At 70.4% G+C, this 25,095-nt stretch carries 19 protein-coding genes; 7 read left to right on the top strand and 12 right to left on the bottom strand.

The features are described from left to right. Window positions 1–3: 3 nt before the first annotated feature. Window positions 4–501 carry a response regulator transcription factor gene (locus ACQPYK_RS30190; RefSeq protein WP_433238106.1) on the top strand — a complete coding sequence of 166 codons (498 nt, stop codon included), beginning with the start codon at window positions 4–6 and terminating at the stop codon, window positions 499–501. A 167-nt stretch (window positions 502–668) separates the two neighbouring features. Here ACQPYK_RS30190 and ACQPYK_RS30185 read toward each other — a convergent pair whose 3' ends face one another. Continuing rightward, window positions 669–2,855, bottom strand: coding sequence for a M4 family metallopeptidase (locus ACQPYK_RS30185; RefSeq protein ID WP_433238103.1), 2,187 nt, complete (start codon window positions 2,853–2,855; stop codon window positions 669–671). Between the two features lie 728 nt (window positions 2,856–3,583). Between ACQPYK_RS30185 and ACQPYK_RS30180 the strand changes: the two genes are divergently transcribed. The 3 genes from ACQPYK_RS30180 to ACQPYK_RS30170 all read left to right on the top strand — a co-directional run bounded on the left by ACQPYK_RS30180 (window position 3,584) and on the right by ACQPYK_RS30170 (window position 8,871). Further along, window positions 3,584–7,000, top strand: a complete 3,417-nt coding sequence (locus ACQPYK_RS30180) for a phosphodiester glycosidase family protein (protein ID WP_433238100.1) — start codon at window positions 3,584–3,586, stop codon at window positions 6,998–7,000. A 212-nt stretch (window positions 7,001–7,212) separates the two neighbouring features. After that, window positions 7,213–7,887 carry a ThuA domain-containing protein gene (locus ACQPYK_RS30175; RefSeq protein ID WP_433238097.1) on the top strand — a complete coding sequence of 225 codons (675 nt, stop codon included), beginning with the start codon at window positions 7,213–7,215 and terminating at the stop codon, window positions 7,885–7,887. A gap of 60 nt (window positions 7,888–7,947) precedes the next feature. Continuing rightward, window positions 7,948–8,871, top strand: a complete 924-nt coding sequence (locus ACQPYK_RS30170; RefSeq protein ID WP_433238094.1) for an SDR family oxidoreductase — start codon at window positions 7,948–7,950, stop codon at window positions 8,869–8,871. A 198-nt stretch (window positions 8,872–9,069) separates the two neighbouring features. On the opposite strand, the gene ACQPYK_RS30165 is transcribed toward ACQPYK_RS30170, so the two are convergent. Together ACQPYK_RS30165 and ACQPYK_RS30160 are read right to left on the bottom strand one after the other, a co-directional pair. Beyond that, on the bottom strand, window positions 9,070–10,506 hold the full coding sequence (locus tag ACQPYK_RS30165; protein ID WP_433238091.1) for an N-acetylmuramoyl-L-alanine amidase: 1,437 nt from the start codon (window positions 10,504–10,506) through the stop codon (window positions 9,070–9,072). A gap of 68 nt (window positions 10,507–10,574) precedes the next feature. Next, window positions 10,575–11,615, bottom strand: coding sequence for a M23 family metallopeptidase (locus ACQPYK_RS30160; protein WP_433238088.1), 1,041 nt, complete (start codon window positions 11,613–11,615; stop codon window positions 10,575–10,577). A gap of 237 nt (window positions 11,616–11,852) precedes the next feature. Here ACQPYK_RS30160 and ACQPYK_RS30155 point away from each other — a divergent pair, with 237 nt between their 5' ends. Continuing rightward, complete coding sequence (locus ACQPYK_RS30155) at window positions 11,853–14,807, top strand: BTAD domain-containing putative transcriptional regulator (protein ID WP_433238085.1); 2,955 nt, start codon at window positions 11,853–11,855, stop codon at window positions 14,805–14,807. Window positions 14,808–14,892: 85 nt separating this feature from the next. Here the strand turns inward: ACQPYK_RS30155 and ACQPYK_RS30150 are convergent, their stop codons facing one another. The 6 genes from ACQPYK_RS30150 to ACQPYK_RS30125 are packed head-to-tail and all read right to left on the bottom strand — an operon-like array spanning window position 14,893 to window position 21,057. Next, window positions 14,893–15,855, bottom strand: coding sequence for a M24 family metallopeptidase (locus ACQPYK_RS30150; protein ID WP_433238082.1), 963 nt, complete (start codon window positions 15,853–15,855; stop codon window positions 14,893–14,895). A gap of 8 nt (window positions 15,856–15,863) precedes the next feature. Beyond that, on the bottom strand, window positions 15,864–16,778 hold the full coding sequence (locus tag ACQPYK_RS30145; RefSeq protein WP_433238079.1) for an ABC transporter ATP-binding protein: 915 nt from the start codon (window positions 16,776–16,778) through the stop codon (window positions 15,864–15,866). After that, the gene (locus tag ACQPYK_RS30140) at window positions 16,775–17,548 is read right to left on the bottom strand and encodes an ABC transporter ATP-binding protein (protein ID WP_433238076.1); all 774 of its coding nucleotides are present in this window, start codon (window positions 17,546–17,548) and stop codon (window positions 16,775–16,777) included. Before ACQPYK_RS30140 ends, ACQPYK_RS30145 begins: the two co-directional genes overlap by 4 nt. After that, window positions 17,545–18,384: an ABC transporter permease gene (locus ACQPYK_RS30135; protein WP_433238073.1), complete on the bottom strand. Its 840-nt coding sequence runs from the start codon at window positions 18,382–18,384 to the stop codon at window positions 17,545–17,547. Before ACQPYK_RS30135 ends, ACQPYK_RS30140 begins: the two co-directional genes overlap by 4 nt. Then, window positions 18,381–19,475, bottom strand: coding sequence for an ABC transporter permease (locus tag ACQPYK_RS30130; RefSeq protein ID WP_433238070.1), 1,095 nt, complete (start codon window positions 19,473–19,475; stop codon window positions 18,381–18,383). Before ACQPYK_RS30130 ends, ACQPYK_RS30135 begins: the two co-directional genes overlap by 4 nt. Then, a complete protein-coding gene (locus ACQPYK_RS30125) occupies window positions 19,456–21,057 on the bottom strand; it encodes an ABC transporter substrate-binding protein (RefSeq protein WP_433238067.1) in 1,602 nt (533 codons plus the stop codon). The genes ACQPYK_RS30130 and ACQPYK_RS30125 overlap by 20 nt, the downstream gene beginning before the upstream one ends. Window positions 21,058–21,176: 119 nt before the next feature. On the opposite strand from ACQPYK_RS30125, the gene ACQPYK_RS30120 reads away from it, so the two are divergent. After that, window positions 21,177–21,830, top strand: coding sequence for an Lrp/AsnC family transcriptional regulator (locus ACQPYK_RS30120; RefSeq protein ID WP_433238064.1), 654 nt, complete (start codon window positions 21,177–21,179; stop codon window positions 21,828–21,830). Window positions 21,831–21,915: 85 nt separating this feature from the next. Here ACQPYK_RS30120 and ACQPYK_RS30115 read toward each other — a convergent pair whose 3' ends face one another. Then, on the bottom strand, window positions 21,916–22,263 hold the full coding sequence (locus ACQPYK_RS30115) for a hypothetical protein (RefSeq protein WP_433238061.1): 348 nt from the start codon (window positions 22,261–22,263) through the stop codon (window positions 21,916–21,918). A gap of 285 nt (window positions 22,264–22,548) precedes the next feature. Here ACQPYK_RS30115 and ACQPYK_RS30110 point away from each other — a divergent pair, with 285 nt between their 5' ends. After that, window positions 22,549–22,926 (top strand): N-acetyltransferase family protein, encoded by a 378-nt coding sequence (locus ACQPYK_RS30110; protein WP_433238058.1) that lies wholly within the window; start codon window positions 22,549–22,551, stop codon window positions 22,924–22,926. A 157-nt stretch (window positions 22,927–23,083) separates the two neighbouring features. On the opposite strand, the gene ACQPYK_RS30105 is transcribed toward ACQPYK_RS30110, so the two are convergent. After that, window positions 23,084–23,782, bottom strand: a complete 699-nt coding sequence (locus ACQPYK_RS30105; protein ID WP_433238055.1) for an alpha/beta fold hydrolase — start codon at window positions 23,780–23,782, stop codon at window positions 23,084–23,086. Window positions 23,783–24,256: 474 nt separating this feature from the next. Then, window positions 24,257–25,093: a carbohydrate ABC transporter permease gene (locus tag ACQPYK_RS30100; RefSeq protein WP_433238052.1), complete on the bottom strand. Its 837-nt coding sequence runs from the start codon at window positions 25,091–25,093 to the stop codon at window positions 24,257–24,259. Window positions 25,094–25,095: the final 2 nt, after the last annotated feature.

Genomic DNA, 25,095 nt, shown 5'->3' with positions numbered 1-25,095 from the left:
CACATGCTACGTCCGGCCGGAGCCGGGCCGTGTTCGGCCAGGGCGACGGCGTCCCACGGGCTCGGGCACCTCGCCGACCTGCTCGGCGATGCCGCTTTCTACGATCACCTGGCGCTTCCGCTGCCGGCCCCTTCCGGCACCATGCGGGCCTTCGCGCTGGGCAGGGAGGACGGGACGTTCACGAAGCAGGAACGCGAGTTCGTCGAGAGGCTCCATCCCGTGTTGATCACCATGGATCACAAGGCGCGCCTGTCGCGGTCCCCGGCTGCGCAAAGCCGTCTGACGCCACGTGAGGAACAGGTCCTTGAACTCATCGCCGCGGGGCTCCCCCGCCAGATCGCGGCACGACGGCTGCGGATCTCCATCAGAACCGTGGACAAATACCTTGAAGCGGTCTATCGCAAGCTGGGGGTGAGCAGCCACATCCAAGCGGCCCTCTGGCTGAACGCCTCCCGGGCGGGGAAGGAGTCGCGTCCCCCCGCGTCCCCACCGCCCCTTTGACCCTCCCGGGAGCCGGGACCTTTCGGCGCTCCCGGCGCTCCCGGCGCTCCCGGCACTCCCCGGCGGTCGCCGGGCACCGGGCACCGGGTCACCGTCCGGCGCCGGGCATGGGGTGGCCCCGGCTCCAGATGCGGAGCCGGGGCCCGTGGAAAGGCGGTCCTTTGGCGTTACGGGGCGTCGTAGCCCAGGGTGTAGGTGCCGCTGCCGCTGTAGGCGTGGACGCGGTAGCGGTAGTAGCCGGCGGTGCCGTTGTAGGTGAAGGCCTCATCCGGGTTGACGGAGGTGCCGCTGGCCACGTTCGACCAGGTGCCCGAGGCGTTCTGCTTCTGCAGGTACAGGTCGAAGTCGGTGCCGTTCGGGCCGTCCAGGCAGGCCGTGTGCGTTCCCGACGTGGTGGTCTGGAAGCCGGAGGTGCTCGGCTGGTAGACGCTGGATCCCGAGGAGAGGGTGCCGGTGTAGGTGTGCTGCCTGCCACCGCACGGACCGGTGCCGCCGCCGACGGTCAGGGCGAACGTCGCAGTGTGGGTGGCCGATCCGCCGGTGCCGGTGACGGTGATCGTGTAGGAGCCCGACGCGGTGGATGCGGAGGTCGTGAGGGTCAGCGTCGAGGAGGCGCCGGAGGTCACCGATGCCGGGTTGAAGGAGGCGGTCACGCCCGAGGGCAGACCGGCCGCCGAGAACGTCACGTTCTGCGCGCTGCCCGAGGTCGTCTGCGTGCCGACCGTCGTGGTGGCCTGCTGGCCGGCCTGCACGCTCGCCGAGGTCGGGTTGAGCGTCATCGAGAAGTCGTTGCCCGTCGAGCACGAGGTGGGCTCACCCGTCGCGGCGGGGACGTTGACCGCGGTCCAGGCCGCCTTGGTCACGTTGAACTCGTTGCAGGAGCCGGGGAACAGCTGGAGCGCCGCTTCCAGCGAGGCCTTGCGGACCAGCTGGTGGGTCCAGGTGGCGGTCTTGCGCTGCAGCGCGCCCATGAAGATCTGGCCGGCCTTCTGGATGCCGAGCCCGGTGATGGTGGAGCTGTTGCAGGTCGGGCTGACCGGCTGGCCGTTTGTCGGGTTCGTGCCCTGGGACAGCAGGTAGAACCAGTGGTTCTGGACGCCGGCTCCGGCGTGCACCTCCATGTTCGGCACCGAGGCGGAGTAGCAGTCGGGGTGGCCGGAGATCTGCGACGGCTTGTGCATGTAGCGGATCGGTCCGCTGCCGACCAGGTTGACCTCCTCGCCCACGCTGAGGTCCGGCGGGTCGTACTGGGCCGGCTCGTTGGCGTAGAACTCGGTCAGCGCGCCGAAGATGTCACCGGTGGACTCGTTGAGCCCGCCCTTCTCGTTGCTGCCGGTCGAGCCGCCGGGCGTGGTCTGGAAGATGGCGTGACCGAACTCGTGGGCCACCACGTCCATCGGGGTCGCCTGGCGCTGGTTGTCCTGGGAGTGGCCGAAGTTGGTGTAGCTGCCGTTCCAGTACGCGTTGACGTCGGAGAGCCCGACCCTGGCGGGGAACCCGCCGCCGGTGCCGTTGATGCCGTTGCGGCCGAGCCAGGCGCTCAGCATGTCCCATTCCTTGCCCACCGCGTGGAGTGTGTCCACGCAGGCGGTCTCCAGGTCGGTGCCGGTGCCGTTGCCCCAGTTGTCGTCGGGCCCGGTGTAGGCCGTACCGCCCTGGCCGCCGCAGCGGATGCCCGAGCGGGCCGGGTCGGTCATGGAGTACGGCGTGCCGGACGTGGTGCCGATGGTGACCGGGCCGTTGTAGTAGCTCGAACCCTGGCCGTCCATGACCTCGTCCGACTTCTCGACGACCTCGCCGGTCAGGGCGTCGACGAAGACGTGGAGTTTGCTCTCGCGGCCCTTGCTCGTGCCGTTCACGACGACTTCGTAGGCGAGCCGCCCGGAACCCTGGGCCATCACCGACAGCTTCGGCGCGGCGACCTCGGTGGCTTCGGCGACCTCGGCCTTGGCGATCTCCGCGGCCTTCTGCGCCTCGACCTTCGGGGTGGTGTCGACGTTCAGCGTCTGGGTCTGGGCGATCGAGGTGCTCAGCACGCCGCCGCTGGAGTTGGTGACGACGACGAAGTCGCCGCCGTAGACGGGCAGGCCGGAATAGGTACGGGTGTAGGAGACATAGTTGAGTCCCCCCTTGCCCGGGATGGCGTCGCGCCGCAGGAAACGATCCTGGGCAGAGGCTTGGAGGAAGGACGGCTCGGCCTGGACCAGCCGGTCGGCGGCCTGGGCGGGGGAGTCGGGAGGTGTGATCGACGGGGAGAGGACGGTCAGCCCAGTGGCTCCCGCCGATGCGCTGGACAGTGCCACGAGCATGCTTGTCGCCGTGGTCACTAGCGCAAACGCGACAGAGCGTTTCACGCGGTGCTCCTTCTGCTGAGCGACGGCCACGAGTTCTTTGGGAGATGGCCGTGGTCCGTCGAATTGCCTGGACGCGAGACCTCGTCAGCGTGTTCACGCGTGCCGCGCGCTGGCATGGTGAACGGCTGGGCGGAGAGGCTCGCCGGTACTGGTGGGACTGAAAGGCATTTGACGCCTTATCGGCGAAGTCGTCAATATTCTCGTCAATAATGTGAAATTCACAGTTTGGTGGTGAACTGCGAGTTTTTCGTGCAATGCCTGTTCAGCGTGGAGATGGTCCTCCCGGCGGTGGTCGCGAACGGAAGATCGTCTATTCACCGACCGACTAAAGACGATCTACGAGGGTCCCGGACGGCCTCGGAGGTCGTATCCAAAAATCATTTGCAATGTTTCGGAATCGTGACCGAACGCCGTGCCGTGGTCGGTCTACGGCGCTGACTGAAATGACGCCGAAACCGATGGCGTGTCGATAATGATCGAGAACGCGGAAGGAGATTCGGTGGTTTATGCGCGCCTCTCCCGCAGAGTCGCGAAACCGCCCGCCGGCCGTCTCCGTGAGCGTGGTGCACGGCTCGGCCGACCGTCTCCGGCCGGACGCCGGAGGGGTCGGCCGCCGGGTGGGCGTCCCCGGAGCCTGAAATTTTCTTTTAGGACACCCCGAGGTCTTGAAACTTGTAACCATTGCGCGATTGAGTTCGCTGGTGTCCCCAAGTCACCGCCCTCACATCGTGGCCACGGCGCTGCTCGCCCCGCTGCTCGCCTTCGGCGCGGCGGCGCCCGTCCAGGCCGACCCGTCGCCGTCCCCCTCACCGGCACGGCCACAGCAGACTCTCGTAGAGGACGCGCCACAGGCGTCGTCCTACCAGGCCCCCTCCACGCTGCTCGTCGCCCCCGGCGCGCAGCAGCTGGAGACGGCGAAGAAGACCCGGCCCGTCGCGCCGGGGGTCACCCTCACCTCCTTCGACCGCTACGACAGCGCGGGCTGGCTGCGTGCCGACGCGATCGCCGCGGACCTCGACGCGGGCACGAGCGTCGACTATGTGTCCTCGGGCGAGGTGTCGAAGACCGAGCCGTTGTCCGGGCCGGCGAAACGGTCCAGAGCCGTCGCCGCCGTCAACGGCGACTTCTTCGACATCAACGGCTCGGGCGCGGCGCAGGGCATCGGCGTCCACGGCGGCGACCTCGTCCAGACTCCGATCGCCGGTCACAACAACGCCGTCGCGCTCACCGCCGACGGGGTCGGACGCGTGCTGCAGATGTACTTCGACGGCACCGCAACGCCGGACGGCGGCACGCCGATCACACTGACCCAGTTCAACCAGCTCGTCCAGGGCAACGGCATCGGACTGTTCACGCCGCTGTGGGGCTCCTATGACCGCGGGCGCGCGGTCGAGGGCGCGACGGCGGTCACCGAGGTCGTGCTCCAGGACGGCGCCGTCACGCAGGTGCGCGCCTCCGCGGGCGGCGGCCCGATCGCGACGGGCACGTCGATCCTGCTCGGCCGGGACGCCGGGGCGACCGCGCTGGCCACGCTGAAGCCCGGCGACCGCGTCGAGGTGAAGTACCGGCCCAGGTCCTCCGACGGCGGTGCGGTCAAGGCGGCCGTCGGTGGCAGCCAGGTCCTCGTCAAGGACGGCGTCGTGCAGACGTCGGCCGACAACGCCGCCCACCCGCGCACCGCGGTCGGCTTCTCCGCCGACGGGCGCAAGATGTACATGCTGACCGTCGACGGCCGGCAGGCCGACAGCCGGGGCGTCACGCTCAACGAGCTCGCGACGATGATGGCCGAGCTCGGCGCGCACAACGCGCTGAACCTCGACGGCGGCGGCTCCTCCACGATGCTCGCCCGCGAGCCCGGTTCCGCGGACGTACAGGTGGAGAACAGCCCCTCCGACGGTGGCGAGCGACACGTCCCCAACGGCCTCGCACTCTACGCGCCCGCCGGCAGCGGCGACCTCAAGGGCTTCTGGGTGGAGACGGCCGTCGACCCGGACAGGGCCCCGGGCATCGGCCCCGTCAGCGGTGGTCGCCCCGACCGGGTGTTCCCCGGTCTCACCCGCAAGCTCACGGCGTCCGGCTACGACGAGACGTACGGTCCCGCACGGGGAGCGCCGGCATGGCGGTCCGGACAGGCGGTGCACGGGCTCGTCGATCGCGACGGCACCTTCCACGCGCTCGTGCCCGGCCAGACCACCGTCACCGCCTCCCGCGGCGGTGCGAAGGGCGACCTCGCCCTGACCGTTCTGCAGCCCCTGACGCGCCTCGGCGCGACGGCCGACCGGGTCGGCCTGGCAGGCGCGGACGCCTCGGGCACGTTCGGCGTGGTCGGATACGACCGCAACGGCAACTCCGCGCCCATCGAACCCTCCGACGTGCGGCTCGACTACGACCGGGACCTGCTCGACGTCACCGCCTCCGCGCACGGCTTCTTCACGGTGAAGGCGAAGAAGGCGACCGGGTCCGGCCTGGTGACCGTACGGGCCGGCGGCTCCAGCACGGCGGTGCCGGTCACCGTCGGCTTCGAAGACGTCCCGGTCGCCGACTTCGACGACGCGGGATCGTGGACGTTCGCCGCCGCGCGCGCGACGGGTTCGCTGTCGGCGACGCCGGGCCAGAGCGGCGGCGGCCTGAAGCTCGCCTACGACTTCACGCAGTCGACGGCGACGCGGGCGGCCTACGCCAGCCCGCCCCAGCAGCTCGTCGTGTCCGGCCAGCCACAGGCGTTCGGCCTCTGGATCAATTCCACCGGCAAGGGGGAATGGCCGAGCCTGGAGTTCTACGACGCCCAGGGGCAATCGCAGATCCTCCGCGGCCCGTACCTCACATGGACGGGCTGGCGGTTCGTCGAGTTCGCCGTGCCGCCCGGGGTGAACTACCCGCTGCGACTTCGCCGCTTCTACGTGGCCGAGACCAGGGCCGACCAGAAGTACGGTAACGAGATCGCGATCGACGGCCTGGTCGCCAAGGTGCCTCCGTCGGTGGCCGCACCGGCCGCTCCGAAGACGGCCGACCCGGTGATCCGGCCGGGGGCCGAGGTCGCGGCGATGCCGTGGCGGTTCGCGGTCATGTCCGACGCGCAGTTCGTGGCACGCGATCCCGACAGCGACATCGTCGCCAACGCCCGCCGCACCCTGCGGGAGATCAAGGCGGCCGAACCCGATTTCCTGCTCATCAACGGCGACCTCGTCGACGAGGCGTCCCCCGAGGACTTCGCGCTCGCCAAGCGGATCCTGGACGAGGAGCTCCACGGCGAGCTGCCCGTCCACTACGTGCCGGGCAACCACGAGGTCATGGGCGGGAAGATCGACAACTTCAGGTCGGTCTTCGGCGACACCTACGGCGGCTTCGACCACAAGGGCACCCGTTTCGTGACCCTCGACACCTCGCGGCTGAACCTGCGCGGCGGAGGGTTCGACCAGGTGGCCATGTTGCGCGAGCGTCTCGACGCGGCGAAGAAGGACCCGTCGATCGGTTCGGTCGCCGTGCTGTTCCACGTGCCCCCGCGTGACCCGACGCCCGGCAAGGGCAGCCAGCTCGGCGACCGCAAGGAGGCCGCGCTGGTCGAGGGCTGGCTGGCGGACTTCCAGCGCACCACCGGTAAGGGGGCCGCCTACATCGGCGCTCACGTCGGGACCTTCCACGCCTCGCGGGTCGACGCCGTGCCGTACTTCATCAACGGCAACTCCGGCAAGAACCCGGCCACGGCGGCCGACGACGGCGGCTTCACCGGCTGGTCCCTGTGGGGGGTCGACCCGGTGAGCGAGAAGGAGGCGGCACATGTCCGGCGTAACTGGTTCGTCGACGCCCCCACTTGGATCGGCGCGCAGGTCCGCCCGCATGTCGACGAGCTGACCCTCACGGCGCCCGCGTCCGTGGAGATCGGCAAGCCGGGACACGTCTCGGCGGCGCTCAAGCAGGGCGCCCGTACGGTGCCCGTCGCCTATCCCGCCTCGGCGGACTGGTCGGGATCGCCGAACCTGCACATCGGCACCCGCGCCGGCGCGAGGCCGCGCGACGTCGCGGTGCTCGACCCCGCCACGGGAACGCTCACGGCGTTGCGCGCCGGCCAGGTCGTCGTCGCGGTCACCGTCAACGGTGTCACCCGTCAGGCGACGGTCGCGCTGTCGGCGCGGGCGGCGGCCTGACCGCGCCCGCGCCGGCCCGACCACCGGCGTGACCCACGACGAGCCCCGCGCGGTACGGCCTGCCCGGCCGCGCGGGGGCTCGTCCGGGCGAGGGCCGATTGACGCGAACCCGGCTGTGACGCTGGGATGACGGCACCCAGATCGACCAGATACGGATCGTCGTCTCCCGGTGGAGCGATATCGGGTCCGCGAAGACCAGCCAGGGAGCAGGCATGACCAGACAAGCGCTCGTCGTCCGGGGAGGCTGGGAGGGCCACGTCCCGGCCGAGGCGACCGACCTGTTCATCCCCGGCCTCACCGACGCCGGATTCGACGTCACCGTCGCCTCCGACCTCGACGTCTACACCGACGCCGACCTCCTGGCCGCGACCGACCTCGTCGTGCAGTGCTGGACGGACGGCACGCTCACCGGACGGCAGTCCGCCGGCCTGCTGTCCGCCGTCGAAGCGGGCACCGGGTTCGCCGGCTGGCACGGGGGAGTGGTGGCCGCCTTCGACGACCGCGACTACCACCGGATGGTCGGCGGCCTCTTCCTGTCCCACCCCGCCGACTTCCTCGAATACGACGTCGTCATCGACCCGGCCCGCGCCGACCACCCGATCGTCGCCGGCCTGGACGGCTTCACCGTCCACACCGAGCAGTACTGGATGCTCACCGACTCCCTCAACGAGGTTCTCGCCACCACCGTCCTGGCCCCGGCCGACGAGAGCCCGAACGCCGTACCCGTCGCTGTGCCCGTGTCCATGCCCGTCGTGTGGACCCGCCGATGGGGCGCGGGAAAAGTCTTCTTCTCCGCGATCGGCCACAACCTCGCCGATCTGTCGCATCCGACCGTGCACACCCTGACACTGCGGGGTCTGCTCTGGGCGAGCCGCGCCCCTCGTTGACATCGGTCACGGTCTTCGAGACCCTCCCCTGGAACTTTGTTCCTGAGATCGGGAGGCCGGATGAGCGGCATCGTGGCGGGGCGAGTAGTGATCGTCACGGGGGCGGCCCGGGGCATCGGGCGCGGGCACGCGCTGGAGTTCGCCCGTCAGGGCGCCAAGGTGGTGGTCAACGATCTCGGTGCGGAGGTGGACGGCACAGGTTCGTCGGCCGGACCGGCCGGAGAGGTCGTCGAGGAGATCCGCGCGATGGGCGGTGAGGCGATCGCCAACGGCGAGGACGTCTCCGATTTCGACGGCGCGGGGCGGCTCGTGCGGGCGGCGATCGACCACTTCGGCGACCTGCACGTCCTGGTCAACAACGCCGGCATCCTGCGTGACCGGATGCTGGTCAACATGACGATCGAGGAGTGGGACGACGTCGTCCGGGTTCACCTGCGCGGCACCTTCGCCCCGCTGCGTCACGCCGCCGCCTACTGGCGCGAGCGGTTCAAGAGCGGGGCGGACGTCGACGGGCGGATCATCAACACCACCTCCTCCTCCGGCATCTACGGCAATCCGGGGCAGGGCAACTACGGTGCGGCCAAGGCGGGCATCGCGTCCCTGACGGTCATCGCCGCTCGGGAGCTGGCCCGGTACGGCGTGACCGTCAACGCTCTCGCCCCCACCGCCCTGACCCGGATGACCGAGAACCTGGGGACCGACAGGCCCGCGGGCGCCGTTCGCGGCTTCGACGCCTTCCACCCCGAGGACGTGGCGCCGCTGGCCGTCTGGCTGGCCGGCGCGGAGGCCAGGGGGATCACCGGCCGCGTCTTCAACGTCCGGGGCGGGGCGATCAGCGTGGCCGAGGGCTGGCACGCGGGGCCGGGGGTGGACAAGGGCGCCCGCTGGGATCCCGCCGAACTCGGCGCGGTGATCCCGGATCTGGTGCGCAGGGCGGCGCCCAACGCGCTGCAGAACGGCACGATCCCGGAACGGGACGGCTGAGCGCTCCCACGGCTCCCACGCGGCCGGCCTCCCATGCGGCCGGCCTCCCTGACCGTGAGACCGGCCTCCCTGACCGTGAGGCTGGCCCCGGCCGGTGGGACCGGCCGGGGCGGCGGGGTTCGGAGCCGTCCGGACGCCGGTGGCCCCGGCCGTCCCGATCGTCACCGTCGCACCCCGAGGTGGCCTGGAGGGCGGCCGTCAGCCGCAGTGTTCGAAGGGGCTGTCGTAGCTGGAGGAGCCGGCCTTGCCGCCCCACTTGACGCACTTTCCGGCCGCCGAGGCGCGGACCGGGCCGGCGTAGTAGGTGAAGTTGCCGGCGTCGGTGATGCGGGTCCTGCCCTGTACCTCCAGGTAGGCGCTGGTGGCGGTGGCGGTGCCGAGGGAGGTCTTCTTGATGGTGGCCACGCAGTTGTAGCCGTTGGAGCCGTTGTAGAGCAGGTAGGCGGTGCCGGCCGAGCCCAGGGCGGCCGAGTCGACCACCTTGTAGCCGCTGCCGCAGACCGACTCGGGGGTGTGCGGGTTGCCGCCACCGCCGCTGCCGCCGACGTACTGCATGTATCTGCTCCAGTCCCAGTAGCGCCCCGGGTCGGTGTGGTCGGAGCCCGGGACCTCGACGTGCCCGACGATGTGCGTGCGGTCCTTGGGGATGCCGTACCGGTCGGCGATGCTGCGGGTCAGCGCGGCCGAGGCACGGTACATCGAGTCGGTGAACCAGGAGGCGTTGTCGACGTAGCCCTCGTGCTCGATGCCGACCGATCTCCTGTTGTAGCTGCCGGCGTGCCAGGCCCGGTCCTTCTCCCGGACCATCTGGGTGATGTCACCGTCGGAGGAGCGGACGACGTAGTGCGCCGAGACCTGGGCGGCGGGGTTCTGGAACCAGGAGATCGTGCCGGCGTAGGAACCCTGGGTCACGTGGATGACGATGCGATCGATCACGTCGCTGGACGGGCGGCTGGACACGGCGTAGTTGCTGGAGCTGGCGGGCACCCAGTGGGCCCCCGAGTAGTCCACGGCCGCGGCCGCGAAGGTCCTGTCCAGGTCCCGCGCCTTGGCGTAGGCGCCGCGGTCGGGCTGCACCGCCTGCGCCTTCACCGTCAGGGTCTCCCCGTCGGGGGTGGCGGTGCGCACTCCCGTGGCCAGCAGTTCGTAGACGGTGTCGGCGTACAGCCGGGCGACCTCGGGGGAGGAGGCGTTGCCGTACTTGGCCACCGCGGAGTACCACTTCCCGGCATCCTTGCGGGCGGCCGCGTCCAGCCCGAGTTCGTCGGCGTAGGCGCGCAGCACCGCGGCGCCGCCCGTGATGTTGGCCGCGTCGTCGGCCTTCAGCGCCGAGACCGGCTGCTTCGTCAGCGCCGCCGCGCGCTCCAAGGAGTGGGAGATGGGGTTGCTGACCAGATGCATCACTCCGTAGCCGCCACTGGCGCTGGGCTCGCCGCTGTGCCCGTCGAGGTGGGTCTCGGCATATCCAAGTGTGACGAGCAGGTCGCGGGGCACCTCGTAGGCCGCGGCCGCGCTGGCGAAGGCGTCGGTCATGGGGCCGGCCGGAGCGGCGCTCGCGGGCTGCCCCACCAGGAGCGAGAGAGGGATGAGCGTGCCGGCCAGCAGTGCGGCTGAACGGCGGAGTCGGGCCTTCACAGGTTCTCCTCAAGAAGGGGGGTCATCGAAGGAGCCGCCTCCGATCGCCGGGGGCGGCTCCTCGGCCGTCAGCCGCAGTGTTCGAAGGGGCTGTCGTAGCTGGAGGAGCCGGCCTTGCCGCCCCACTTGACGCACTTTCCGGCCGCCGAGGCGCGGACCGGGCCGGCGTAGTAGGTGAAGTTGCCGGCGTCGGTGATGCGGGTCCTGCCCTGTACCTCCAGGTAGGCGCTGGTGGCGGTGGCGGTGCCGAGGGAGGTCTTCTTGATGGTGGCCACGCAGTTGTAGCCGTTGGAGCCGTTGTAGAGCAGGTAGGCGGTGCCGGCCGAGCCCAGGGCGGCCGAGTCGACCACCTTGTAGCCGCTGCCGCAGACCGACTCGGGGGTGTGCGGGTTGCCGCCGCCGCCACCGCCGCAGTTTTTCGAGGTCACCGTCTGGATCGGGTAACCGAACGTGACCCCGTTGAAGACGGCCTTACGGATGTTGGACGGGTAGCCGCTGCCCTGGCGCACCTCGAAGTGCAGGTGGGGCGAGATGTTGTTGCCCGGCCTGCTGGTCTTGCCGACCGTGCCGATCTTCTGGCCCTGGGAGACCTGGGCTCCCGCGCTGACCAGACGCGAGTTCAGGTGCGCGTAGTAGGTGGACCAGCCCCCGCCGTGATCGATCTTGACCAGGTTCCCGAAGCCGTTGACCGACCCCTGATGGGCCGAGATGGCCACCGTGCCCGCCGCGGCGGCGATGACGGAGTCTCCCAGGTCGGCGTCCGCCGTGCTGCCCCGGTTGAAGTCGATCTCCCACGACTGGTGCGCGCTGCTCCCGCTGGAGTTACCCGTCCAGGCCTGGCCGCAGGGGAAGGGCAGCTGGAAGTTCGTCGCCAGGAGCGTCGGCGGTACGGCGGCAGGGTCGTCCGCAGGGTCGTTGGCCGGGTCCGGTGTCGGGTCGGCCGCCGGAATTCCGGTCTTGGTGGGCGCCGGAGTTCCGGTCGTGGTGGGCGCCGGGGCTCCGGCCCTGGCGGCCGGCGTCGCCGCGACGGCTCCCGGCGCCGCGGCGACGCCGCCCGCGAGACCGAGCAGCAGGGCGAACCCTGTTATAAAAACCCTATTTAACCTCATATGGGTCCTTTTCGTACGTTCCGTGGATGAAGCCTTGACGACTGCATGTCCCATGGGCGAAGCCTTGACGGATCCGCGCGCCGGCCATCGGATCTCTCCGAAAGGCCTCCGTTGGGGACCAAGGCTCTGGATAATCCGTACAAAAAACATCCAAAATCGGTATAAAGGCCTATCCAACTCGGACGACACACCCCGATGAATGGTTGCAGCGTCTCCATACGAGGAGTAAATGCGGTCATGTTGGTTGATAAGCCCACATTCAGCGTGCTCGGCACTTTGGACGTCCAGACCTCGGGACGGCCTCTCCGCATCGCCGGCACGAAGCCCCGAGTCCTGCTGGCATCACTGTTGCTCAACGCGAACCACGTGGTCAGCGCCGATCACCTCGCCGAAGTGCTCTGGCCCCGGCACCGGCCCCGGTCCGCCCATGCCAACCTCCGCACCTACGTGAGCTCGTTGCGCGGTGTGCTGGAGGCGGCCGGCACCCGGATCCAGGCAAGGCCGCCCGGTTACATGATCGAGCTGCCGCCCGAACAGCTCGACGTGCTGCTCTTCGAGGACCTGATCGCCGCGGCGCGGGTGACGGGCGGTACGGACGAAGCCTTCGACCGGCTGCGCCGGGCGCTCGCGCTGTGGCGTGGCACCCCGCTGGCCGACCTGCCAGGCAGCCCGCTCTGGGACGGGCGGCTACAGGCGCTGGCGGAGTCACGGCTCGGAGTCGTCGAAGAACTGATCGCTCTGAGGATGGCTCGGGGGCAGTACAACGACGCGGTCGGCGAGCTGCGCGGGCTGCTGAAGGAGCACCCCTTCCGCGAGGATCTCTGGCAGCAGCTGATGCTCGCCCTGCACTGGAGCGGCCGGCAGGCCGAGGCCCTGCAGGCCTACACCACGATCAGGCAGCAGTTGGTCAGCGAACTCGGCATCGAGCCCGGCGCAGATCTGCGCCGTGTGCACGCGGCGGTCCTGGCGGGGGAGCCCCCGACCGATTCGGCCGTGCCCGAGCGGCCGCTGCCCGCCGCCGCGACCACGTCATCCCCCCTTCCCCCCACCACGATCGCCTCGACACCCCACCAGCTCCCCCCGGACGTGCCGGACTTCACCGGCAGGGCCGAGGCCGTCGCCGCCCTGACCCGGGCGCTGTCACCCGTGGAGCGGCCGCCAGGCGGGCCGCCCTCGATCGTCGCGGTGGTGGGCGCGCCGGGCGTGGGCAAGTCGGCGCTGGCCGTGCACTGCGCGCACGCCGTACGGGCCGCCTATCCCGGCGGGCAGCTCTACCTGGATCTCGGCGGAACCGAGCAGGTGCCGGCCGACCCGGGCGAGTTGCTGGCCGAGGCGCTGCGAGCCCTGGGGGTGGAGGAGTCCGGCCTGCCGGGCACCGTGCGCGAACGCTCCGCGCTGTACCGGTCCATGCTGGCCGAACGCCCGATGCTCGTCTTTCTCGACGATGCCGCCGGCGGCGCCCAGGTACGGCCGCTGCTGCCCGGCAACGGCTGCGCGGTACTCCTGACGAGCCGGCGGCGGATCACCGAGCTGCCCGGCGCGCTCCAGCTCGAACTCGACGTCCTGTCGCCGGAGGAGGCCGAGGAGTTCCTCGCCAGGATCGTGGACCCACAGCGGCTGGACAGGGAGAAGGAAGCCGCTGCGGCGATTCTGCGCGCCTGCGGATACCTGCCGCTGGCAGTCCGGATCGCCGGAGCGCGGCTGGCGGGGCGGCCCATGTGGTCGCTGGAAGTGCTGCGGCAGCGGCTGGAGGACGAGTCGAACCGGCTCAGCGAGTTACGGGCGGGAGACCTGGAGCTGCGGGTCAGTTTCGACCGGAGCTACCGGCTGCTACCCGAGGACGCGGCCCGGGCCTTTCGGGGGCTCGGGCTCCTCGGCCCGCAGTCCCTGCCCGGCTGGGTGATCGACGCCGTGCTGGACCGGCACCGGGCCGACGACGTGACGGACGTCCTCGTCGACGTCAACCTGCTCCAGCTGGTCGGCACGGACCCGATCGGCCAGCCGCGTTACCGGCTGCACGACCTGGTTCGCTGCAACGCCAGGGAGAAGGCCGGCGGCGACGCGGAACGGCACGCGCTCATCCGGGTGCTGGGAGCGTGGATGGCCACCACCGAGAGCGCCACGGCGCGGCTGCCGACCACGCTCTTCAGCCTGACGTCCGCCAAGGCGACCCGCTGGAATCTGGCGGAGGACACCCTCGGGCGCCTGACCGCCGACCCGCTGTCATGGTTCGACGCCGAGCACGAGGCGCTCGTGGGAGCGGTGCGCCTGGCCGCCGACGCCGGGCTGGCCGAATCGGCCTGGGGACTGGCCGCGGCCCTCGTCCCCTACTTCGACCTCCGCTGCCACTTCGACGAATGGCAGTCCACCCACCGGATCGCCCTGGAGGCCGCGCACCTGGCGGAGGACCGCTACGGCGAGGCGGCCATGCTCCGCGGGCTGGCCCAGGTGTGCCTCTACCAGGACCGCTACGCCGAGGCGACGAAGATGTTCAGGCGATGCCTTGCGATCTTCCACGAGCTGGGAGACACGCGAGGGGAGGCGACCTCGATCTGCGGGCTGGGGGCGGTCAGCCAGTTCTGCGGCGATCATCTCAACGCGCTGACCTACTTCCGGCAGGCCCTGACCATGTTCCTCGCCATGGGCGATCAGAGCGGTGAGGCCTACGCGCGGCAGGCGATCGGGCGGGTCTGCCTGGCCTCCGGCGACCTGCGCCAGGCGTCGAAGTGGCTCAACGGCGCGTTGCGACTGGCCAGGGAGCTCGGTGACTCCCACCGTGAGGGCTGCGTGTCCATGCAGTTCGGACGGCTGCACGACCTGGAAGCCGATCCCGAGCGGGCGATGCGTTTCCAGGGGCGCGCGCTGGACATCTTCGAAGGTCTCGGCGACCTCCACTGCGGGGCCTACGCCATGCAGGGCCTGGGCGGTCTCCAGGTGGTCCGCGGCGACCAGTCGCACGCCTCCGACCAGCTGGAGCGATCTTTGCTGATCTTCCAGCGGCTCGGTGACCGGAGCGGGGAGGCGGCCACCGTACAGACGCTCGGCGAGCTGCACCGGTCGGCGGGCCGCACCCGTCTGGCGCAGGACTACCTGCACTACGCCCTCACCCTGCGGCGAGAGCTTCGAGGAAGCCGGGGCATCGCCGAAGAGTCCGAGTCCCAGGACGACCACGACAGGGTCCGGCTGGTGTGAGCAAGCAGGTCTGTCGCAGAACCGATGGCATCGGCGCCCCTCCCGCGCTCGGCGGCCGGCGCGCGGGCCCACCGGTCCGGTCCGTTCAGTGGTCGATGACGTGCAGGGCCTGCGAACTCCCGCTGAGCCGCCGCGCTCCCTGGGAGGTGCAGACCACGACGTCGGCCACCCGCGCGCCGAACAGCTCGGGCAGGTAGATCGCCGGTTCGACGCACACCGTCATGCCGGGCACGAACACGGTCGTGTCACCGGAGGCCAGCCAGGGGCCTTCATCCTGGCCGAGACCGACGCCCCGTCCCAGCCGCTCGGTGGCGTAGTCGCCGTAGCCGCTTCCCTCGATCACCTCCAGGGCGATCCGACCGATCTCCGCCGCCGGCGCACCGGGCCGCAACGCGTCGAGGGCGGCGCGCTGCGCCGAGAGGACGACCGAGTACATCGCCTCGAAGTCCTCCGGCGGCTCGGCGACGGCGAACACGCGGGCGACCTCCGAGCAGTAGCCTCCCCATCTGCCGCACACCGAGACCAGGAGCGCGTCACCCGGATTGATCACACGGTCGCACGGTACGTGCCGGGGTACGGCGCTGTGCTCGCCGGCCGCCACGAGCACCGACAGGACCTCCTCGCACCCCGTCTCGACCATCATGGCCCACAGCCGCCGCGCCATCGCGCGTTCGGTGGTGCCGAACCACGCCAGCTCGCGGGCCATGAGCAGGACGGCGTCCGCCGCCGAGGCCGCCCGTTCCATCGCAGCCACCTCCGCCGGCTCCCTGCGCAGCCGGAGCGGAGCGAGCACGACCGAGGCCAGCACGAGCTCGGCCTCCACCCGCAGCGAGAACAGCTCCCGGGCCCGCATCTCGGGATCCACCCCGACGCGGCGGGCCGAGGGGGGAAGGAGGGCCGCCGCCTCCAGCGGGCCGGTGGCGGTGGCGGGCGGTCCATCGAGGGGCAGGACGAGGTATCCGTCGCCCTGCCCGCCCAGGTAGCGGAAGTCGGGGGAGGGGCGCAACACCAGGGCGTCGATCCCCTCCTCGGCCATCCTGAGGCGCACCTCCTCGATCATGCAGGTTCGTGCAGCCAGCAGGCGACGGGACCGAACGCGGGCTCGCTCTCCCGGCAGACGTCCATCGCCACCGGGCACCGCGGATGGAACCGGCAGCCGGGCGGCGGATCGGCCGGGTCGGGCACGTCCCCGGGCAGTTCCGCCGGGAGCACCCCGGCGCCGTCGGGCGCGGGAATCGCGCCCAGCAGGGCCCGGGTGTACGGATGACGGGGATCGGCCCACACCTCGGCGGTGCGGCCCACCTCCACGATCTTTCCGAGATACATCACCGCGATCCGGTCGGCGATCAGCCGTACCACCGACAGGTCGTGGCTGATGAACAGCAGACCTGCGCCGGAGGAGACCGCGAGATCCCGCATGAGCCTGGCCACCTGCGCCTGGGCGGAGGCGTCGAGCGCGGAGATCGGCTCGTCACCGATCAGCAGGGTCGGCCGGGCGGCGAGCGCCCTGGCGATCGCGATCCGCTGCCGCTGGCCGCCGGAGAACTCGTGCGGATGGCGGCCGGCGAAGTCACGGGGCAGGCCGACCCGCTCCAGCAGGTCGGCGGGGGTGGTCACGGTGTCGCCGGCGCTGCGCAGCCCGTCGGCGATCTGCGCGCCCACCCGGCGCCGCGGGTTCAGCGAGGCGTAGGGGTCCTGGAAGACCATCTGGATCCCGGCCAGCGACCGGTCCCTGCGCCGTAGGCCGAGCGGGGTCACCGGGTGCCCGTCGAAGGTGATCGACCCGGCCGCGGCCGGATTGAGCCCGCACACCGCGCGGGCCAGCGTCGACTTGCCGCACCCGGATTCGCCGACGAGGCCGACGACCTCGCCGGCCGCGACGGTCAGGCTGGCTCCGGCCACGGCCCGCACCAGGGGGCGGCCGGCGGTGCGGTGCTCGACGACGAGGTCGTCCACGGTCAGCAGTGTCATGAGGTCTCCCCGGGCAACGACTCCAGCAGGGCGCGGGTGTAGGGGTGGCGCGGATCGCGCAGCACCTGGCCGCGCGGGCCCGTCTCCACGACCAGCCCCTCCTTCATCACGCTCACCTCGTCGGCGACCGCCGACATCACGCCGAGGTCATGGGTGACGAGCAGTACGGCCAGGCCCAGGTCGTCGCAGAGCCCGCGCAGCAGCCGCAGCACTCCGGCCTGGACGGTCACGTCGAGAGCGGTCGTGGGCTCGTCGGCGATGAGCACCTTCGGCGAGCAGGCCAGCGCGATCGCGATCGCGATGCGCTGGCGCATGCCTCCCGAGAACTGGTGCGGGTAGCGGTCGATCGCCGACTCGGGGCCCGGGATGCGCACCTGGCCCAGCAGCTCGACGGCCCTGGCCCGCGCCTGTTTCCTGTCGAGGCCCAGATGGTGGCGCATGTGCTCGGTGAGCTGGCGGCCGACCGAGAGCATCGGATGCAGGCTGGTCGCCGGGTCCTGGAAGACCATGGCGACCTCGCCGCCGCGCACCGTGTTGAGCTCCTTGGCCGGCATGGCGAGCAGGTCGCGCTCTCCCAGGGCGATGCGTCCGGTGGTGCGGGCCCCGTGCGGGAGCAGCCCGAGCACGGCCAGGCCGGTCATGGTCTTTCCCGAGCCGCTCTCCCCGGCCAGGCCGTGCACGCGGCCCGCCCGCAGGTCGAGGTCGACGCCGCGCAGGATCTCCTTCCCGCCGATGGAGACCTTCAGATCGGAGATGGCGAGGAGGGTCACAGCGCACGCTCCTTGATCGCGCGGGCCGTCCGCGGGTCGAGGGCGTCGCGCAGCGTGTCGCCCAGGAAGTTGAAGGCCAGCACGACGGTCAGGATGGCCAGGCCGGGGAAGGTCGCCACCCACCAGCTGTCGAAGACCTCCACGCCGCCGGCGACCATCGCGCCCCACTCGGGCGACGGCGGCTTCGCGCCGAGCCCCAGGAACGACAGGCCGGACAGCAGCAGCAGCGCGGTGCCGATGTCGAGCGTCGCGAGCACCAGGATCGGCCCGGTGACGTTCGGCAGCACATCCACCCGCAGCGAGCGCCAGGCGGAGAAGCCGAGCAGCCGCCCGCTCACCACGAACTCGCGCTCGCGCACGCCCAGCACCAGGCCGCGGGTGACGCGGGCGTAGGCGGGCCAGGCGACGACGAGCACGGCGAGCACGGCGTTGGTCAGGCTCGCGCCGAGCGCGGCGGCGACCACCATGGCCAGGATCACGGTGGGGAAGGCGAAGACGAGATCGGCGAACCGCATGATCGTCTCATCGACCCACTTGCCGAAGTATCCGGCGCAGGCGCCGAGCAGGCCGCCGACCAGCACCGACAGCACGACCAGCAGGAGCGTCAACGGGATCGACAGGCGCGCGCCGTACATCACCCTGCTGAGGATGTCCCGGCCGAGCTGGTCGGTGCCGAACCAGTGACCCGGTCCGGGAGAGGCCAGCCGGGGCAGGTCCTGGGCGAGCGGGTCGTGCGGCGCCAGCAGCGGGGCGGCCAGCGCGATCACGATCCAGGCGAGCGCGATCACCCCGCCGACGATCGCCAGCGGCTGCCGCCAGGCTTGGGGGAGTTTCACTGGAGTCTCACTCTGGGGTCGATGACGCCGTAAAGCACGTCGACGATCAGGTTGATGACGAGGTAGACCCCGCCCACCACCAGGCCGACGCCCATCACGGCGGGCAGGTCGAGGGTGGTCGCGCTCTTGTAGGCGTACTGGCCCACACCCGGCCAGGCGAAGATCGCCTCGACGAGCACGGTGCCGGACAGCAGGCTGCCGAAGGCCAGGCCCGCGACCGTGATGATCGGCACCAGCGCCGAGCGCAGCACGTAGCGGAACAGGATCACCCGGGAGGGCAGGCCCTTCGCCCGCGCGGCGCGAACGTAGTCCTGACCCAGCACCTCCAGCACCGCCGACCGGGTGAACCGGGTGAGCAGGCCGATCGTGTAGAGAGCCAGCACCAGCGCGGGGGTGATGAGGTGACCGATCGCCGAGGAGAACACCTCCCACTGTCCCGCCAGCGCGGAGTCGACGGTGTACAGCCCGGTGACGTGCGGGGGCGGGCTCATGCTCGGGTCGATGCGACCGCTGCCCGGGGTGACCTGCAGGCGGTAGAAGAAGACGTAGAAGGCCGTCAGCGCCAGCCAGAAGGTCGGCACCGAGATGCCGATCAGGCTGAGGACCCGCAGCAGGTGGTCGGAGAGCCGGTCCCGGCGCAGCGCGGCGATCACGCCGAACGCCACGCCCGCCACGAGGGAGATCAGGATCGCGGCGCCGGCCAGTTCGAGCGTGGCCGGCACGAACTCCGCCAGGTCGTCGAGGACCGGGCGGTGGCTCTGCTGGCTCGTCCCGAGGTCACCCTGGACGACCCCCTTCAGGTGCAGCAGGTACTGCTGGGGGAGCGGCTTGTCCAGGCCGTGCTCGGCCCGCCACTGCGCGACGATCGCCGGGTCGCCGAGAGCCCGCTGGCCGAGGTTGGCCGAGACGGGGTCGCCGGGGACCAGGTTGGTCAGCACGAAGGTGACGAGCGTGATGCCCACGGCCAGCAGGAGCGCGGTGAGCACCCGGCGGGCCAGAAAGCGGATCAGCGGGCTCCGGCGGCCGGTACGGCCCGGCTGCCGCCGGGCCGTACTCCCCTTCTGGTCGTCGCTACTTGAGGTCGGCGACATCGACGGTCCACACCGGGTGGAACTCCAGGCCGGTGACGGACTTGGCCGTCACGATGTTCTGGCTGGGCTGGATGAGCGGGATGAACGGGCCGGAGGCGTTCAGCTTGGTCTGGACGTCGACGTAGGCCTGCTTCCTGGCCTCGTCGCCGATCGCGGTGGCAGCCTTCTCGCCGGCCGCCTCCAGTTCCTTGTCGGCGCCGGCCTTCCACCCGGCCCGCAGGCCCACGAGCTTGCCCGGCAGGAACGCCAGGTAGTCGCTGGGGTCGGGGTAGTCGGGGCCCCAGTACCACAGGCCCAGCTCCTCCTTGCCGTTGCGGTAGTTGTCCAGGGCCGTGGTGATCGGCGCGGGAGCGAGCTCCACGTTGATACCGACCTCCTTGAGGTTGGCCTGGACCCGCTCGGCGAGCGGCTGGAAGGACAGGCCGTTGACGGTCAGCTCGCTGGGGTACTCCAGCTTGACCGTCGGGTCGGTCACGCCGCTCTCCTTGAGCGCCGCCTTGGCGCCCTCGACGTCGCGCTTGGGCGCCTGGTCCGGCGGGAGCGCGCCCAGCAGCATCGAGGGGATCACCCCGGGAGCCTGCACCGAGCCCTCGCCGGCCAGCTCCAGCAGGCCCGCGTAGTCGACGCCCTTGCGCACGGCCTCGGCGAACTTGGGGTTGGAGGTGGTCTTGCTGACCGAGGAGTCCTGGTTGGCGAGCAGGAAGATCACGTTGGCCGAGGCCGTCTTCTTGACCTCCAGGTTGCCCGCGATCCCGGAGACCTGGTCGCCGGAGAGATTCAGCGCGACCTGGCTGTCGCCGCGGGAGATGTTGAGCTTCTGCGTCGCGGCCTCGACGTTGCGCAGCACGACCTTGTCGTAGACCGGCTTGGCCTGGCCCCAGTACTTCGGGTTGGCCTTGAGCACGACCTGGCTGCTGACGTTGAACGACTCGATCGTGTACGGACCCGAGCCCGCCGAGGTGGAGTTGAGGTACTGCTCGGCCTTGTCGCCGGTGTCGGCGGTGGCGCCGTGCTCCTTGGCCACCTTGGAGTTGAGGATGCCCAGTGCGGGGTTCGGCAGGATGTACGGCAGCGCGGGGTTGGCCTTCTTCGACGTCAGCGTGATCGTGTTCGCGTCGGTCTTGGCCACTTCCACGCCGTCGAGCAGGAACGACGGCGTGCCCTTCATGTCGCGCACGCGGTTCAGCGAGAAGACGACGTCGTCGGCGGTGACCGGCGAGCCGTCGGCGAACGTGGCGCCCTGGCGGAGCTTGAGCGTCAGCACCTTGCCGTCGGCCGACAGCTCGAACGACTCGGCCAGGGACGGCACCGGCTTGGTGACGTCGGATCCCTCGAAGGTGAGGAGGGTGTCGTAGACCGCCTTGCCGAGGGTCAGGCCGGTCGGCTCGTAGGTGCGCCCCGGATCGGCCGTCTTGAGGTCGAAGGAGGTGTCGATCACGAGCGTCTTCGCGCCGGCGGTGCCGCCGCTCTGGGACGTCGTGGACGAACCGCCGTTGGAGCAGGCGGCAAGGGCGAGGGCGCCGGTGAGCAGCACCGGCAGCAGAGCTGCCTTCGCTCCGGAGCGCCGTGAACGGATCGCCATTCTGTGTCCTCCGAAAATGGGCCATGTGGACGTTTGGTGGACGATCGTCCAGGATTGTCAGGCAGAAAGTCCAGCTCATGGCACTAAGCTGAGACAAACCTGACGTAAGGGGTATAGCGATGACCGAAACATCTAGGAACATGGCTCAGGAGAGCGGTCAACCTGGACGGATCGGCATCGGCCTGGAACTCGACGCGACACATCTGAAGATCCTCGAGGTGCTGCGCGACAACGGCAGGATCTCCGTGGCGGCCCTGGCCGAGCGGGTCGGCATCTCGCGGGCGAACGCGTACACGCGGTTCGAGGCGCTGCGCGCCGACGGCGCCATCAAGCGGTTCACGGCGGAGATCGATCATGTCCGGGCAGGCCTCGGCATCACCGCGTTGATCTTCGTGACCGTCCGGCAGCAGATGTGGCGCCAGTTCCGCGCCCAGCTCGCCCAGATGCCGGAGGTGGAGTACTGCGCGATCACCACGGGCCAGCACGACGCGATGATCCAGGTCCGCGTGACCGACGTCGCCGCCGTGCACACGATGGTGACCGACCGGCTGGCCAACATCCCGGCGGTCAAGGCCACCGAGACCGTCTTCATCCTGGACGAAGTGCTCAGGCGGCCCTACGTCCTGCCGAGTGACCGCGGCCCCGGCCGCTCGCCCCGCCGCCCCGCCCCGGACCCCGGCGCCACCGGATCGACCGGTGAGGAGGTCCCCCTGGGCAAGATGCGCTTCGTGGGCGCGGCCGAGGGCCGCGCCCAGCTCCAGCGGGACGTCTGACCGGCCGATACGGCGTGCCCTCGCGGTACCGGCCGATCCTCGCGGGTACCGGCCGGTCCTGCCGGTCAGGCGGCCCTGGCCCCGGTCAGACGACCTCGGCGCACACGCTCACGTGGGCCGTGTCGTCCCCGGCGAACCGGAACTCCTCCACCAGGTTCAGCCGGCCGTCGGGGAGGGTCTCGATGCGGCTGCTGCTCTGCCCGCCGGCGCGCTCGCCGTTCTTGAGCAGGTGGACGTAGGACAGCTCGATCAGGTCGCCGTCCCTGGTGCCGACGAAGTGCCCGTGGACCACGGTGTCGCCGGTGTAGTCGCCCCAGATGACGCCGCCGGACTCCCGGTAGGCGAACTCGGTGGGCCCGTCCGGGGCCACCGCGCTCGCCGTCGAGCTGACCATGACGAATCTGCGGCCGTTGAGAAGGTCGTTGTCATTCACATTCCCGCATGCTGCTCCTCCGCGGATCGTTCGCAACCGGGTCTGGACGTTTCGACCGGGCGGTCCGGGCCGGAGCGGTGATCCGTCCAGCCGGGTGCCCCTTCGGGAGAGATGGGCGAGATCGCCTGCCCCGGCCGGCGAGCCTCCGAAAGCGGCCCGGCGGCTTGATCAAGTCGAGGAGACGGCGCGTGATCTGCCGGCCGTTCGCCTCGATGCCGACATAGATGACCGGCCTGCGACTACCCGGAAGATCACGGTGGTTCCCGCCCTGGGGAGGAACTCGCTGTGGAAGCCAAGCGGGACAGGGAGATGCGCCGAGAGGCGGATCGGTCGCGTGACGACGCGGTCAGTCGTTCACGCGAGGCCACACACCGTCTTCATGAGCAGGGGCTCCTCCTCACCACCGAGGACCCGCACACCGCCTACGTGGACTACACCGGGGTGACCCGCGACTGGCGCGGGCGTGGCATCGCGCGGGCGCTCAAGCAGGTGGCGGCGCAAAGGCTGGAAGGCTTCGGCATTCGTCGTCTGCGCACGGAGGTGGAGGCGTCCAACGCCGCCATGCTGGCCGTCAACGCCCAGTTCGGTTACACGATGGGGCGGGGCCGCTACCGGGTGGTCAAGCCCATCGTGAGAGGTCAGGCCGAGTCGGTCCGACCGTGACTGCTCACGACAGGCCGGGTCGGACCGCGGTGTCCTGTTGTGACTGCTCACAGCGGGACACCCCGGTGTGCCTGGCCTGATTCCGCAGCTATCGTCCGCATTTGGGGCGACGCCGAGAACTACTGGCCCACCGCGCGGGTCGACGAAGCGCGAACACTCACGCCACGGCCGCATCGAGCAGGATCCGCGCCAGCTCGCGTGGCTGGGAGAACATCGGCCAGTGGCCGGTGTCCATCTCGACCAGTCGCCAGTGCTCGCTGGTCAGCAGCCTGGCCACGTCGTCGCTCGGCTTGTCGCCGTCGAGCAGGCATTTGATGTATGTCGCCGGAAGCTCGTCGAGCGGGCGTGCCAGCAGGGCCGGCTCGGTCAGTGTGGCGCCCGGGTGCGGTGTCGAGCCGTCCACGATCCGTGCGATCTGCTCGTCGGTAAGCCCCTGGCCGTCGTAGTCGGCCGCGGCCAGCGGCGTCCAGAAGCCCTGGGCCTTGGCGATCGAGGCCTTCAGCGTCGCTCCGCCGTCCGGCCCGCCGGACACGAACGACTCGCCCTCGGTCGGGACGTTGGAGTCGACGAAGACCACGCGGGTCAGCCGGTCGCCGATCCGCTCGGCGGCCTGGCCGACCGGGATGCCCGAGTAGCTGTGCCCGACCAGGACGACGTCGCGCAGATCGTGACGTTCGACCTCGTCGACGATGTCCTGGACATGGGTCTGCTGCCCGGCCGGCAACCCCTGCTTGTCGGCGAGGCCGGACAACGTCAACGGGTGGGCGCCGTGGCCGGCCGCATGCAGCTCCGGCACCACCTCGTCCCATGCCCACGATCCGAGCCACGCCCCTGCGACCAATACGAATTCCGCCATGGCGGCAACATAACGAAGCAGTCCGACAATCTCAGCAGCGATCGCCGGAACCGACACGATCCCAGGTCAGGACGTCGTATCCGTCCACGGCCGCGCCCCGCTCACCGCCGGACACTCATAGCTCGTAGAGTCTGCGTATGCTTTTGTGGATCAATGGTCCCTTCGGCGGCGGCAAGACCCAGACCGCGCACGAGCTCCAGCGCCGGCTCCCCGGCAGCGTCATCTGCGACGTCGAAACTCGACCTGTGCCTGGAACGACTGCGCGAGGCGGAGTTCGCCGAACACGTGTGGACCGATCACCTCACGATCTCCCGGCCGCCGACCACATCGCCGCCTCGGCCGGGTTGCGGCTCGCTTCGAACACGGACGGGATGTCGCGGGGACGCCTGCGCCGGGCGTGGACCGGAGTCGAACACATCCGGTTCGACTGAACGACGGCCACCCGCGCGTCGAGCGTCCCCGCCAGGTGATCGCTCAGCCCTTGACCGCGCCGGACGTGAGACCCTCCACGATGTAGCGGCGGGCGAACGAGAACAGCACCAGCGTAGGGATGATCGAAACCACCGTGGCCGCCGCCATCGGGCCCCAGTCGATGTCGTACTGCGTGATGAACGAGTTCATCGCGACCGGGATGGTCTTGGTCTCCTCGCTGTCGATGAAGGTGACAGCGAGGAAGAGCTCGTTCCAGCACTGCACGGAGCCGAAGATGAACGTGGCGGCGATGCCGGGCAGCATGACGGGCACGACCACGCGCACCATCGCCGTCAGCCGCGAGCATCCGTCGACCATGGCGGCCTCTTCGAGCGCGGTCGGAATGCGTTCGTAGAAGCCGCGCATGATGATCGTCGAGAACGGCACAAGCATGGCGACGTAGACCAGCATCAGCCCGCTGAGCCGGTTGAGCAGCCCGAGGCCGGACATCATCAGATACAGCGGGCCCAGTGCGATGAACAGCGGGATCATCTGGGTGACCAGATAGGCGAGCATGAGCGCGCCACGCCCGGGAAAGTGGAAACGGGCCAGCGCGTAGCCGCCGAGCACACCGATCACGGTGACCACGACGCCCGACACCAGCGAAACGATCAGGCTGTTGACGAGATACGTGCCGAACGAGGAGAAGGAGAACAACTCGCGGTAGTGGTCCAGCGTGGCGTTGCCGGGCAGGTAGCGCAACGGCACCGCGAAGATCTCCGGGGTGGGTTTCAGCGAGGTGACCAGGATCCAGTAGAGCGGGAAGACAGTGATCAGCAACCAGATACCGAGGACGACGGCCTTCGCGGTCCGGGCGATCAGCGAGGTCGGGCGGTGCACGG

Source organism: Streptosporangium sp. CA-135522 (assembly GCF_050949235.1).
Taxonomy (GTDB): Bacteria; Actinomycetota; Actinomycetes; order Streptosporangiales; family Streptosporangiaceae; genus Streptosporangium.
The sequence above is the reverse complement of the archived record's forward strand: the minus strand, read 5'-3'. Positions and strand labels throughout refer to the sequence as shown.